This is a genomic window from Streptomyces camponoticapitis (assembly GCF_014646115.1).
GTDB classification, from domain to species: Bacteria; Actinomycetota; Actinomycetes; order Streptomycetales; family Streptomycetaceae; genus Streptomyces; species Streptomyces camponoticapitis.
The window spans coordinates 82451-95221 of the sequence record NZ_BMMV01000015.1; the positions used below are offsets into that span (position 1 = coordinate 82451).

The 12771-nt window shown below is 68.8% G+C and carries 12 protein-coding genes; 4 read left to right on the plus strand and 8 right to left on the minus strand.

Features of this window, described 5'->3' with window-relative positions; all coding sequences use genetic code 11:
• Positions 1 to 7 precede the first annotated feature (7 nt).
• From IEY79_RS38435 to IEY79_RS22560, 7 genes are all read right to left on the minus strand, one after another.
• Entirely contained in the window at positions 8 to 127 is a 120-nt protein-coding gene (locus tag IEY79_RS38435) for a DUF6893 family small protein (protein WP_373292597.1), read from the minus strand.
• On the minus strand, positions 124 to 1626 hold the full coding sequence (locus tag IEY79_RS22535) for a hypothetical protein (RefSeq protein WP_229701037.1): 1503 nt from the start codon (positions 1624 to 1626) through the stop codon (positions 124 to 126). The genes IEY79_RS38435 and IEY79_RS22535 overlap by 4 nt, the downstream gene beginning before the upstream one ends.
• Complete coding sequence (locus IEY79_RS22540; RefSeq protein ID WP_189109372.1) at positions 1623 to 2315, minus strand: DUF6084 family protein; 693 nt, start codon at positions 2313 to 2315, stop codon at positions 1623 to 1625. Before IEY79_RS22540 ends, IEY79_RS22535 begins: the two co-directional genes overlap by 4 nt.
• Positions 2312 to 3070, minus strand: a complete 759-nt coding sequence (locus IEY79_RS22545; RefSeq protein ID WP_229701038.1) for a DUF5947 family protein — start codon at positions 3068 to 3070, stop codon at positions 2312 to 2314. Before IEY79_RS22545 ends, IEY79_RS22540 begins: the two co-directional genes overlap by 4 nt.
• Positions 3067 to 4050, minus strand: coding sequence for a NifU family protein (locus IEY79_RS22550; protein ID WP_229701039.1), 984 nt, complete (start codon positions 4048 to 4050; stop codon positions 3067 to 3069). Before IEY79_RS22550 ends, IEY79_RS22545 begins: the two co-directional genes overlap by 4 nt.
• Position 4051: 1 nt before the next feature.
• Positions 4052 to 5824: a nickel-dependent hydrogenase large subunit gene (locus IEY79_RS22555; RefSeq protein ID WP_189109373.1), complete on the minus strand. Its 1773-nt coding sequence runs from the start codon at positions 5822 to 5824 to the stop codon at positions 4052 to 4054.
• 111 nt (positions 5825 to 5935) lie between these two features.
• The gene (locus tag IEY79_RS22560) at positions 5936 to 6991 is read right to left on the minus strand and encodes an NADH-quinone oxidoreductase subunit B family protein (RefSeq protein WP_189109374.1); all 1056 of its coding nucleotides are present in this window, start codon (positions 6989 to 6991) and stop codon (positions 5936 to 5938) included.
• A 196-nt stretch (positions 6992 to 7187) separates the two neighbouring features.
• Here IEY79_RS22560 and IEY79_RS22565 point away from each other — a divergent pair, with 196 nt between their 5' ends.
• Both IEY79_RS22565 and hypB read left to right on the plus strand, forming a co-directional pair.
• A complete protein-coding gene (locus IEY79_RS22565; RefSeq protein WP_229701040.1) occupies positions 7188 to 7508 on the plus strand; it encodes a hydrogenase maturation nickel metallochaperone HypA/HybF in 321 nt (106 codons plus the stop codon).
• A gap of 3 nt (positions 7509 to 7511) precedes the next feature.
• Positions 7512 to 8306 carry a hydrogenase nickel incorporation protein HypB gene (hypB, locus tag IEY79_RS22570; RefSeq protein WP_189109376.1) on the plus strand — a complete coding sequence of 265 codons (795 nt, stop codon included), beginning with the start codon at positions 7512 to 7514 and terminating at the stop codon, positions 8304 to 8306.
• Between the two features lie 29 nt (positions 8307 to 8335).
• Here hypB and IEY79_RS22575 read toward each other — a convergent pair whose 3' ends face one another.
• Complete coding sequence (locus IEY79_RS22575; RefSeq protein WP_189109377.1) at positions 8336 to 10843, minus strand: alpha-L-fucosidase; 2508 nt, start codon at positions 10841 to 10843, stop codon at positions 8336 to 8338.
• A gap of 389 nt (positions 10844 to 11232) precedes the next feature.
• On the opposite strand from IEY79_RS22575, the gene IEY79_RS22580 reads away from it, so the two are divergent.
• Positions 11233 to 11784: a hypothetical protein gene (locus tag IEY79_RS22580; protein ID WP_189109378.1), complete on the plus strand. Its 552-nt coding sequence runs from the start codon at positions 11233 to 11235 to the stop codon at positions 11782 to 11784.
• A gap of 134 nt (positions 11785 to 11918) precedes the next feature.
• Entirely contained in the window at positions 11919 to 12758 is an 840-nt protein-coding gene (locus IEY79_RS22585; protein ID WP_229701041.1) for an SAM-dependent methyltransferase, read from the plus strand.
• The last annotated feature ends 13 nt before the right edge of the window (positions 12759 to 12771 follow it).

The window sequence follows — 12771 nt, forward strand, 5'->3', positions numbered from 1 at the left end:
CCGGCGCTCACATCGAGCGCATGCGGACGTATCTGCGGATGTCGGGAAGCGATCGCACGCCGACGGCGACGGCGACCACCGCCATGGCCGCGGCCACACCCGTGGTGATCATTCCGAGGGTTCTCACGAGGGGTTCTCCTTCCGGTGTTCCGGTAAACGGGGGCTGTCGGTGGTATCGGGGACGCCGCCGGCCTGCCGGGGGTCACCGGCGGGAAGCGGTTCCAGTTCGTCGGGGGCGAAGTAGAAGTAGCGGCCGTACCAGTCGTGCATCTCGGCCGCCGGGTCGTCGACCAGGACGAGGGCGACGTGCACGCCGCCGTCGACGTCCGAGAGCACGGCGGTCACCCGTGCCACCTGCCCGGCGAAGAAGAGGTCCTGCGCGTCGGCGCGTCGGGACGGATGGACGCGTACGAGGCTGCCCTTGGTGACCGGGACCCCCTCGATGACCACAGTGTCGGACTCCGGCGACACGGCGGCGTCGGCCGCCGGGTCCCACCAGGGCGCGCCGCCGGTGTCGAAAGCGGCCGGCTCGGCGTCCCGCAGATCGGCGAGGGGCGCCGTGGCCCTGGCGCCGGCTCTCGGGACCGGACCGTGGGGGTCGCGGAGAAGGCCGTGGAGCCGCTGGAGGTCCTGCGCCGACATCGTGTCGCAGCGGTCGATGATCTCGCGGGCCCGTGGGTCGGTGGCCCGCGCCTCCGCCTTCTCCTCGTCCGTCATGGTCATCACGCGGAGGGTGAGGATCTCGTCGATCTCGGTGGAGTCGAACAGTGCGCCGGGGCTCTGTTCGGCGATCTCCGGGTGGTCGTAGAGGATGATCGGCGCGCCCAGCACCGTGTCGGTGGAGCCCTTCGCCCCGGCCAGGACCGGCCAGCACCGGCGCTGCTCACACCGCGCCGCCGCGGGGGCCGCCTCCTGCGACGGCTCGCGCAGGGAGACGAATTCGGCGCCGTGGGCCTTAAGGAGCAGGTGCGTGCCGATCAGGGAGGCGCGGATCGCGGCGTCCTTGTCGGTGGCGGTCCCGGTGTGTTCGTTGTCCACGGACACCGACAGCCGCAGGAAGCCGTCGTCCCAGGTCGTACTGGTACGGACGCGGACCGCAAGGGGTTCGCGGCGCCGTACGACACGGCCGACCGTCACACCGTGCTCATCGGTGAGCGGTTCGGTCTCCTCGCCTCCGGGGACGGTCAGCAGTTCGTCCGTCGAGCCTCCCCGGCCGCTCAACGGGACGGTGCCCGGGTCGAGTTCGCACTCGACCGCCTCGTCCCAGCTCAGGACCGACACACCGGCCACGTCGAGTTCACCGACGGGAGTGTGCCCGCCGTCCTCGTCGAGCCGCTGCACCTCACGCACCTGGAGCTGGAGGAATCTGAGCCGGACGGTCGCCTCCGCGGCGGCCGATGATCCGTCAGAAACCTTCAGCAGGCACTGCGTCGCCATGCCCGGGTCCTCGGCGAAGCTCCCGGGCGCCGCGTGGGGCGGGCCGAGGACGCCGAACTGCCAGCGTGAGCGGTTCTTGTGGGAGCTGGCCCGGTACGGGTACAGCAAGTAGCCCTCGTACAGGACCGCGTCGGCGATCGTACGGACATGGTCGAGACCCACCGGGGCGGTGGGCGTCAGGGGGGTCATGTGACCACCTCGCCGATCTCGTCGGCGGCGGCGCGCGCCCGCGCGTCCGCCAGCACCGTGGTCACCGTCTCGTCCCAGCTGATCAGTCCACGCCGCTCACGGAAGTCCGCGAAGCGGGCGAGGACGTCGTGATCGAGCCTGATCCACCCGGAGTTGGGGAAGTGGAAGGCGATCACCTGCCGCCATACGGCCACCGGCAGCTGGTACCGCGCCTCGCAGTCCCAGGGCACCTGCCGTACGCCGAACCCCGAACCGGCGGCGCCGCCCTTGGTGAAGACGGTGCCCGAGAAGAGCAGGCTCATCGGCACCGTGCCCTCACCCAGCGCGTGCAGATAGCGGGAGCCGCTGACGTCGAAGTCGTAGGTGCAGGGCAGCGCGAGGTCGACCTCGGTGGAACCGGTGAAGCCCTGCACGGTCGTGTGGCACTGCATCCACTGGAACGGCCGCAGGGTGTCGGCCCACCGCTCGCGCTCCCCGAACAGCCCGCGCAGCGCTTCCTGTTCGGCCGGTCCGTAGTGGCGGCGCTGCGGATCGATACGGACCTGGCAGCGCAGCACGATCGCGTGGATCCGCTCGTCCGTGCCGTCCTCGATGCGCAGCCGCGCGGTGAGCTGCGGGGTGGCGGTGTACGGCTCGGCGACGATGTCCTGGACGGAGAACTCCAGGCCGGGGGCCGGGGCGCCGCTCATGAGGCCCCGCCGGCGGGCGAGGAGCCGTGCACCGTCGTCGCGGAAGCGTCCACGGCCGCCGGTACGGATGAGTTCACGGCCGCCGGCACGTAATCCGCGGGCCGGCTGCGGCCCTCGACGTGCTCGAAGAAGGCGTCCATCGCGGCGTGTGCCTCCTGGCCGCCGTCGAAGCCGCGCCACAACGTGCGCAGTCGCCCGACCAGTTCGTAGCACGCGTCGATCGGCACCAGATGACAGGACGCGACCGACTCGCGCCCGCCGCCGCCCCCGCCCGCCGCGGTGCGGCGTACGAGCAGTGCCTCGACATCCGGGCGCAGCACGGCCAGTTCGGGGTTTGCCTCGACGATGGTCGCCCAGGCGTCGAGGGGCAGTTCCGACTCCGTGGCCCCGGCGGGGCCGGGGTAGAAGGCGATGGTGCGCTCCTGCACGGAGTTGCGGAACAGGAAGGCCAGCCCCACCGGGATCTGAAGCTCGTCCCAGGTGCGCGCGTCCAACGGGAGCCCGTCGAACCGCAGATACCGGTCAGGGACCGCGCGGTAGCGCAGCCGCGCGCCCTCGTCGGTGAAGAGGAGATAGCAGGCCCGGCAGCCGCACATCAGACTGCGGCTCTCCAGATTCACCACATGCTGGTGCTCCTCGCCGATCGGCGCGGCGCACATCTCGCACCGCTCACCGGCGGCCGGCTCGGGCCGATTACGGCTGACCCGCAGCAGCGCGGCGACCGGCGACACGGTGCGGCCCCGGGGTGCGCTCATGTCGCGACCACGGCCCGGCCCGGTACGGCGACAGAGACGGACGCCCCGTCCGCCAGCAGCGGCAACGGGTCCAGATGCGCCCCGTCGGCCTCCTCGTCGAGGCAGGCCCCGGCCCGCCGTACGTCGTAGTGCGCGCGGCAGGCGGAGCAGCGCAGCACGCCGTCACCCGCGCCGCCCCCGAGCCGCCGGGCCAGCGTGGCGCCCTCCATCGGGAGTTCGCACCGGGCGCACCGGTCACGGAAGGCGAACAGGTCGGGGCCGATCCGGCAGGCGACGACCGGCAGCCCGCCGACGGTGAAGCGCTCGACGCCGCCGGACTCCAGGGCGAGCAGGGCCGGGACTGGCTCCCAGGTCGCGCCCGCGTCACCGGCTCCGGCTTCCGCTTCGTGCAGCCGGGAGAAGAGGGCGTCCACCGGTACCAGCGGGCCCGCGGCCCCGGCGGCGCTCTCCTCGGCGGGCTCGACCTCGATCGTGGTGATCTCCGGGGCCGCCGCCTCGATCGCGCCCCGTACGGCGAGTTCCAGGGTGGCGGAGGAGGACGGGCAGCCGTCACAACTGCCCAACAGCCGTAGTTTCACGGCTCCTTCGTCCGTGACCTCCAGCAGCTCCACGTCGCCGCCGTGCGATCCGAGATACGGCCGTACGCTGTCCAGCGCCTTCTCGACCCGCGTCATCACGCTGTACGGGTGCAGTCCGTGCACCAGCAGCACGCTCGCCACCAGGTCGTCGGCGGCGATGGCGGCCAGGGTCTCGTCGTCCAGCCGCCCCCGCTCGTGGACGAGGTCGAGGAGGCGTTCGAGGCCGGCGCCGTAGAAGTCCGTGACGAGCCGCACCAGTTCCTCGCTGCGCTCGCGCGCCACGACGCCGCCGGCCGCGCTGGCGGCGATCAGGGTGTCGATACGCTCCCCGGTCGCCCGCCACTCCTCGGACCCCGGGGACTGTTCGGCGTGCCGCTCCGTCATGGCCTGAACGTCAGCCACGTCACTCACTGCCCGCGGACTGCGTGGGCGAGTGCAGCAGCTCCAGCTTCTTGCCCTCACCGAGATACATGTGCACGCCGCAGGGCAGACAGGGGTCGAAGCTGCGGACCGTACGCATGATGTCGATGCCCTTGAAGTTCTCCCGGTCGTTCTCCTCGAAGATCGGCTGGCCCTGCACCGCGTCCTCGTAGGGCCCGGGCGTTCCGTAGGTGTCGCGCGGGCTCGCGTTCCACGGGGTCGGCGGATACGGGTGGTAGTTGGCGATCTTGCCGTCCCTGATCACCATGTGGTGCGAGAGCACACCGCGTACGGCCTCGGTGAAGCCGCAGCCGACGCCTTCCTCCGGGACCTCGAACTTCTCCCACGTCTTGGTACGGCCCGCCCGGATCTCCACGAGCGCCTTCTCGGCGAAGTGCAGGGCGCAGGCCGCCGCGTACGCCTGGAAGTAGGTCCGCGCCCGGTTGCGCTCGATGGTGTTGCTCCAGCGCGGGACGTGCCACTCCAGCTCGACCGGGCCCTTGAGCGCGGTCTTGGGGAGGTTGATCTTCACGCTCTTGCCGGTGGCCTGGATGTAGCCGATGTCGACGAGACCGGCCAGCGCGGTGACCCACAGGCGGGCGAGCGGCCCGCCGCCGGTGTCGAGCGCGAGGTATTCCTCGCCGTCGAACCAGCGCGGCGACATGACCCAGCTGTACTTGTCGCCCAGGTCCCGCTTCTGCGGCTGCGGGTTGGTGTGCTGGTTCCACGGGTGGCGGCGGTCGACCGGGTTGCCGAGCGGGTCGTGGGTCACGAACATCTCCTGCTCGTCCCAGTCGTTGTAGTACGACGAGCCGAGCAGGATGCGGATACCGAGGTTGATCTTCACCAGGTCGGTGGTGATGAGCTTGCCGTCCACGACGATGCCGGGGGTCACGTACATCTTCCGACCCCAGTCGGTCATGTCCTTGTACTCGAAGTTGCAGTGCTCCGGGTCCTGGAAGGAGCCCCAGCAGCCGAGCAGGATACGGCGGTTGCCGACCTCCTCGTAGCCGGGCAGCGCCTCGTAGAAGAAGTCGAAGAGGTCGTCGTGCATGGGCACGACCTTCTTCATGAACTCCACGTAGCGCTGGAGCCGGGTGATGTAGTCCGTCATGAGCTGGATGGTCGCCACCGTGCCCACCCCGCCGGGGTAGAGCGTGGAGGGGTGCACATGGCGGCCCTCCATGAGGCAGAACATCTCGCGGGTCATCCGGCTGACCTGAAGGGCCTCGCGGTAGAACTCGCCCGTGAAGGGGTTCAGCGACCGCATGATGTCGCCGATGGTCTTGTAGCCGTGGTCCTCGGCGTGCGGGGAGTTGGTGCGGTTGGCCAGTTCGAGTACGCCGGGATTGGTCTCGGCGACCATCTTCTCGCAGTAGTCGACCCCGACCAGATTCTCCTGGAAGATATTGTGGTCGAACATGTACTCGGCGGCCTCGCCGAGATTCACGATCCACTCACCCAGATGCGGCGGCTTCACGCCGTACGCCATGTTCTGCGCGTAGCAGGAACAGGTGGCGTGGTTGTCACCGCAGATTCCGCAGATCCGGCTGGTGATGAAGTGGGCGTCGCGCGGGTCCTTGCCCTTCATGAAGACCGAATAGCCGCGGAAGATCGAGCTGGTGCTGTGGCACTCGGCGACGACCTTCTGCTTGAAGTCGATCTTCGTGTAGATACCCAGACTCCCGACGATTCGGGTGATGGGGTCCCATGCCATCTCCACCAGTTCGTCTCTGCCCTGGCTCGTCGCCGTCATGGGGCCGCCTCTTCTTTCCGTCTCGGTTTCGTGGAGGGTGAGTTACCGGGTGGCGTCCAGGTGAGTGCCCCATCGGCCGCCGGATCGGCGGCCGATGGGGCATTCGCAGGATTACCAGGTGCGGGTGGCGCCGGTGGTGAGTTCCTTGCCGCGCTTACGCCATTTCGGTTCGCGGTCGAGCGTGTGGGTGGTGATATGGCGCAGCCGCCGCATTGTCGCCCCGTACATACCGACGGCGTTCGTGGAGAGTTTCCCGCCCGGAGGCTCGTCCATGAAGGGCATGAATTTGTCCGGGAATCCGGGCATGGTGCAGCCGATGCAGATGCCGCCGACGTTGGGGCAGCCGCCGATGCCGTTCATCCAGCCGCGCTTGGGCACGTTGCACTTCACTGCGGGACCCCAGCAGCCCAGCTTCACGATGCACTTGGGCGAGCCGTACTCCGTCGCGAAGTCGCCCTGCTCGTAGTAGCCGGCCCGGTCGCAGCCCTCGTGCACGGTCTGGCCGAACAGCCAGGTCGGACGCAGTTCGTCGTCGAGGGGGATCATCGGGGCCTGGTCGGTGGCCATGTAGAGCAGATAGGTGAGCGTCTCCGAGAGGTTGTCCGGCTGGATGGGGCAGCCGGGGACGCACACGATGGGGATCCCGGCCTTGGACTTCCACTCCCAGCCCAGGTAGTCGGGGACACCCATGGCGCCGGTGGGGTTGCCCGCCATGGCGTGGATGCCGCCGTACGTGGCGCACGTGCCGGCCGCGACGATCGCGGTGGCCTTGGGCGCGAGCCGGTCGAGCCACTCGCTGGTGGTCATCGGCTGACCGGTCGCGGGGTCGTTGCCGAAGCCCGACCAGTAACCCTCTTCCTTCAGCTTCTCGTTGGGAATCGAGCCTTCGACGACCAGGACGAAAGGCTCCAGTTCGCCGCGGTCCGCCTTGAAGAACCACTCCAGGAAATCGTCGGCGCCACCGTTCGGGCCGCACTCGAAATCGATCAGCGGCCAGTGCACGGCGATCTGTGGCAGACCGGGCAGCGCGCCGAGTGCGATCTCCTCGATGCTGGGCTGGGTCGCGGCGGTCAGCGCGACCGAATCCCCGTCACAGCTCAGTCCGGCATTGATCCACAGCACATGGATCAGCGTGTCCTCGGCTTTTTTCGCCGCTTCTGTCGGCATAGCACCGCTGCCTTCCGGGATTGGTCCACCCGATACCCATGAATCTCATGGGTGTGGCGTCACTCACATTGCTACCATCTAGGATCCGGCTGAACGTTCTGTCAACACGGGTTTCGTCCGGGCGGCCCTGCTTTTGCGCCCGGAATTCCTGGGCCAATTGGGTGACTCAAGGAAGGCCGGTCGGTAGGTGCATGAATTGTCGATCACACAGAGCATTGTCGACGCGGTATGCGAGCGCGCGGCGGGAAGACCGGTACGCACCGTCAGCGTCCGGGTGGGAATGCTGACCGCCGTGGTGCCCGACTCGATGCGCTTCTGTTTCGACCTGACCACGGCGGGCACGGTCGCCGAAGGCGCGGCACTCGAAATCGAACAGCCGCCGGGAACTGCGCGCTGCCGGGCGTGTTCGAAGGACTTCACCCTGGCGGATCTTGTATTGCTGTGTCCGTGCGGGAGCGCCGATGTGGAGATCACGTCGGGACAGGAACTCCAGATCATCTCCATGAGAGTGGGCTGACCTATGTGCGGTACGTGCGGTTGCTCGGGCGGAAGCGAAGGGGGCACCGGGACACGGATCGCCGTTCCCCACACGCACCCGCACGACGGTGACCACGTTCACGATCACACCGGGCCACATCAGCCCGTCGCGATCCGCGGGACGGCCGACGGCGGCGAGACCGTCACCCTCGAACAGCGGGTCCTCGCCAAGAACGAGGACCTGGCCGCCCGTAACCGCTCCTGGCTGGCGGAACAGGGCATCGTGGCGGTGAACATGATGAGTTCGCCCGGCGCCGGCAAGACCACCCTCCTCGAACGCACCATCCGGGATTTCGCCGGCCAGCGCCCGGTCGCGGTCATCGAGGGCGACCAGGAGACGATGCTCGACGCCGACCGGATCAAGCGCGCGGGCAGCACCGTCGTCCAGGTGAACACCGGCGCGGGCTGCCACCTCGACGCGGAGATGATGCGGGACGCGCTCACCACCCTGGCGCCCGTGTCAGGATCGCTCGTCCTGGTCGAGAACGTCGGCAATCTGGTCTGCCCCGCCCTCTTCGATCTCGGCGAGCGCAGCCGGGTTGTGATCATCTCGGTCACCGAGGGCACGGACAAGCCGCTCAAGTACCCCTATATGTTCGCCGCGGCGGACCTGGTGATCATCAACAAGATCGACCTGCTGCCGTACGTCGACTTCGACGTCACCCGCTGCGAGGAGTACGCCCGTTCCGTCAATCCCGGTCTGCGGTCACTGACCGTTTCGGCGACCACCGGAGAGGGAATGCGCGACTGGTACGACTGGGTGGCCGGGCAGTACTGAGGCTCGCCGGCCACCACTTCCCCGAGTCCCTACCGGGCCCGGACCACGACCTCCGTCAGGGACAGCGGGTTCGTCGTGGACGCGAGCTGCACGCGTACGTAGCGGCCCTTCGCGTCGCCGAGATCGACGGCGGTGGGGCGCTGCGCCCGGTCCTCCAGATGGACGGCGGTCACACCGGGCGCGGTGCGCGCCTCCTCCAGGGAGTCCGTCGTGAACGGGGTGTCGGAGACCAGCACCCAGTAGTCGGCGAGGCGTTCGGCGCAGCAGTCGGTGCGGTTCCAGATCTCGACGGTGTCAATGGTGTGCGACCGCTCCAGATCCACCTGCCACCAGGCCTGGTGGGACGGTTCCGCGGTGTGCGTGGTCGTGTTGTCGCGCAGGTAGTCCCCTGCCGTGTCGCCGTCCACCGCGCGGCTCGGGACCCCGTCCCACGCGGTGCTCGACTGGGTCGCCGTCCTGTCGCGCGCCACATTGGGCAGGACGGCCTCGACATGGCCCGTGAGTTCCAGGACCCGTCGGCCGCCACCGGTCACCACGGTTTCGATGGCGGCCGGGCCGGTCTCGGAATCGGCCGGCAGCGACACCGGGGCCGTGACGGTGTGCGTGCGGCCCCGCTTCAGACCGCTGAACCTCACTTCCCCGCCGGTGGTCCAGCCCGCAGGCGCCCTCAGTGCGAGAGTGCCGCGTGCCGTGTCGTGGCCGAGGTTCGTCACATGGACCGGGACGTCGGTGACCGATCCGACCGTGAGCCGCTCCGGCACCTGGGCCCAGGAGACGACGCTTCCGGTGGGCGCGACGAGCACCGCGTCGAGGCTCAGCCCGAGGTCCTCACCGGCGTGTTCGGGCTTCGCGAGGGTGAGCGTCACGGGGGTGACCCGGCCGGGTCCTACGGAGAAGGGGCCGATGGCCTCCCGGGTCAGCTCCTCGCCCTTCACCAGCCGCGTCCGCTCCCCGACCTGGACGCGGTAGAGCGCGTCGGGGCGGGCCTCTCCCCGTACCGCGAGCGACACCTGCCCGGCTCGGTCGGCGGTGACGTAACCGGAGTGGCGCACCGTGGTCCGCCGGGTGCTGGAGTAGCTGCCCTCGTCGGCGTAGCTGTAGCCGTCCTCGAAGTCCCCGGCGCCAAGCACCACGGCTCCGTTGCCGCCCGCGTCGGCGCGGCCGAGGGAGACGGTGTTCTGCGGGACGACCCGGAGTTCGCCGCCGAGTTCGGCCTTGATCACGGGGAGCACCTGGTCACGGGGGGTTTCGGGCACGGTGACGACGAGGTCGTCACCGTCCCGGCGCCAGTCGAGCCGCTGCGCCGCGCCGTCCTCGGTCACCTTTCGTACGGAGGTGGCCAGGCCGGGCAGGCGCAGTTCGCCCGACTCGGGCCAGTGGGTCACGTGCAGGAACAGGTCGCGGTCCTTGACCGTCACCTCGCCCCACGGCTGACCGCCGAACCGGGTGGCTGAGGCGTCGAGTACGGCGTCGGGGTGGCGGTCGAGCCAGTCGCCCATCCCGCGCAGGACGTCCGCCTCGAACTCGACCACCGAACCGTCGCCGCGCGGGCCGATGTTGAGGAGATAGTTGCCGCCTCGGGCCCGGACGCCGGTGAGTCCGACGACGAGGTCCCGGATCTTGCCGGGCAGGTCGTCACGGACCTGCCAGCTTCGGTAACCCCAGGTGTCGTGGTAGATGGAGGCGGGGGTCTGCCAGGCGCCGTCGAGTGCCACGGAGGGGATCTCGTTGTCGCCGAGCGTCCGGAAGTCGCCCTTGTTGTTCCACACCCGGCTGTTGACGGCGGCCTCCGGCTGGAGTTCGCGGACGATGCCGGCGAACTCCTCGCTCTGCGCGTCAGTGGGTGACGACATGTCGAACCAGACTTCGGCGATGTCACCGTAGTTGGTCATCAGCTCGCGGATCTGCGCCTTGATCACGGGTTCCATCGAGGCGGGGATCGGATTGTTGTTGCTGCCGTCGAATGCGTGGCCCTGGTGCCAGTCCACGAGGGAGAAGTAGAAGCCGAACTTCAGTCCCTGGCTCCGGCATTCGTCGGCGAGAGCCTTCAGCGGGTCCTTGCCGTAGGGGGTCGCGTCCGTCACGTCGTAGTCGGTGGTGGCGGTGTCGAACATGGAGAAGCCGTCGTGGTGCTTGCTGGTGATGACGACGTAGCGCATGCCGGCCTGCTTGGCGAGGGAGCAGATCCCGGCGGGGTCGAAGCGGTCGGGCCGGAAGCGGGCGGCGACGTCCAGATACTCCTCCTCGGAGATGTCGGCCCACATCTGGATCTGCTCGCTGTAGCCGGAGGTGACCGGTTCGCCCTTCCAGACGCCGCCCAGCTCGGAGAAGAGTCCCCAGTGGATGAACATCCCGAACTGGAGCCGCTGCCAGGCAGCGAGGTCCTTGTCGGCGCTGAGATCGATGGCGCCCGGTATGCCGCGCACGGATGGCCCGTCGGGCCGGTCCACCGAGGTGGCGACCGCCGCGGGAGGGCTCGTGGCCACCGCCCCGGCGGCGAGCAGCAACGCGAGCACGACGCCGATCACCTTGCGCATTCCGGCACTCCTCCGCGAGCGATCCTATGGAGACATCCGACCCTGAAGCCCCAATCAGGCACTTTGTGCCCGCATTTGACCGACGGCCGGGTGAACACATCGGATGTTAGAGGCGAGTCGACGTCACGTCACCCCCTCCGACACCGTCGGCCCCTCGCGGACCACCGCCGAGGAACGGGGAAGGCGGCATTCGAATCGCGTTTCGAATGCCGCGGCGGGTGGCACTTTTTCACGCGCCCGGTGAGATCTGACTTTGCATGAGGGATTTTTCGCGGCGGCCGTGGAGTGCGGGCCGGTACGGTCGATTCAGCTCCCCGTAAGGAGCCGGCCCGGGGCAACGGGAAAAGCGCCCGACCCCAGGACGCGAAGCGATCGAACGCGGAGAGCTGATGCTTGACCTGTTTCGGCGAGAGTGGATAGACCCTCCCTCCGGGAAATCGCATGATCTCGGTGCGCCGAGCTTCCCCGCGGCCACTCCCGAAGGCCGGCCGTCGGATCAGCAGGGCCTCATCGGGCTCGCCGCCTTCGTCCAGCGGAACCGGCCCCGCTATCTTTGCTACGCACGGGCGCGACTGCTCGACGAGGCCGCGAGCCAGGCCGCCGTCGAGGCGACGATCGCGGCCATCAGCGGCCGTTGGAGCGATCTCCTGCAGAACGCGCGCCCCTCGGCGGACGCGTGGCGGCAATTGCGTACGCGGATTCAGAGTGTGAGCCGCGCGGCCGGCGTACCGGATTCGGCCGTGGCGCGGCTGTACGGCGACTTTGCCCCGGACACCGCGGACACCGCCCTTTTGCGGTGGCGCCTGTCGATGACCACCGAGTCGATCGCCGATCTGATGGGCATCGACCCTCCGGCGGTGGCCGCGTCACTGCTGACCGTCCAACGGCACTTCCCCGCCACGGCACTTCGGCAACTGGAGCAGTCGCCCTTCCGTCCGTGACGCGCGCCCGACTCACTTGGCACGCACGGCCACATCATCACCCTGACCAGTGGTGGTGCGCCTTGGGCGGCGCTTCTAGGATGGGCTCGTATTCCCTGGCGAGATCGTGGTTCGAACCGGGAGGAGTCCGTCCCTTGGCTGACAACAGGCGTGTCGACTTATCCGTTCCCAGTGCGGCGAGAATGTACGACTGGCTGCTGGGCGGCCACTACAACTACGAGGTGGACCAGAAGGCGTCCGAACAGCTCCTGAAGGTCGCGCCGACGACAAAGGAGCTGGCGCGCAACAACCGCTGGTTCCTGGAACGCGTGGTGCGTGTCATGGCCGCGGAGCACGGAATTCGGCAGTTCGTCGATTTCGGGTCCGGCCTGCCGACGCAGAACAACGTGCATCAGATCGCTCAGGCCGTCGATCCCCGCTCACATGTCGTCTATGTGGACAACGACCCCGTCGTACTCGCGCACGGGCAGGCGATCCTCGACGAGAACGACCGGAGCGTGGTCATCGCGTCGGACATGCTGGAGACCGAATACATCCTGGAGCATCCCGACTTCAAGCGTCTCATCGACCTTGAACAGCCGGTCGGTGTCCTCTTCAACTCCGTTCTGCACTGCATTCCCGACGCCGCCGGACCGGGTGACCTCGTCACGCGCGTCGTGGATCTCCTGAGTCCCGGCAGCTTCGTGGTGATATGCCAGCTCGTCAGCGACGACGCCGACCTGCGCCGGCAGGTTACGGAGATGATGCTGGAGCAGACCCATGGCCGATGGGGCCGGGTACGCGAACGGGCCGAGGTGGACCGGTACTTCGACGGGCTGGTGATTCAGCGGCCCGGTCTGGTCGATGTCACGGACTGGCGTCCGGACTCGGAGCTCCAGCGTCGCCAGCGCAGCATCGAGTGGACGGAGTACGGCGGTCTGGCCGAGGTGCCGCCGGGTCGGCAGGGCACGGTTCCTCGGTCTCGTACCGCGTGATGGCGTCCCGCAG

Bases quoted from the DNA above. Each gene is read 5' to 3' on its own strand.
- IEY79_RS22580 (WP_189109378.1), top strand. From the start codon at position 11,233: ATGCTTGACCTGTTTCGGCGAGAGTGGATAGACCCTCCCTCCGGGAAA.
- IEY79_RS22540 (WP_189109372.1), bottom strand. From the start codon at position 2,315: ATGAGCGGCGCCCCGGCCCCCGGCCTGGAGTTCTCCGTCCAGGACATC.
- IEY79_RS22560 (WP_189109374.1), bottom strand. From the start codon at position 6,991: ATGCCGACAGAAGCGGCGAAAAAAGCCGAGGACACGCTGATCCATGTG.
- IEY79_RS22535 (WP_229701037.1), bottom strand. From the start codon at position 1,626: ATGACCCCCCTGACGCCCACCGCCCCGGTGGGTCTCGACCATGTCCGT.
- hypB (WP_189109376.1), top strand. From the start codon at position 7,512: ATGTGCGGTACGTGCGGTTGCTCGGGCGGAAGCGAAGGGGGCACCGGG.
- IEY79_RS22545 (WP_229701038.1), bottom strand. From the start codon at position 3,070: ATGAGCGCACCCCGGGGCCGCACCGTGTCGCCGGTCGCCGCGCTGCTG.
- IEY79_RS22575 (WP_189109377.1), bottom strand. From the start codon at position 10,843: ATGCGCAAGGTGATCGGCGTCGTGCTCGCGTTGCTGCTCGCCGCCGGG.
- IEY79_RS22555 (WP_189109373.1), bottom strand. From the start codon at position 5,824: ATGACGGCGACGAGCCAGGGCAGAGACGAACTGGTGGAGATGGCATGG.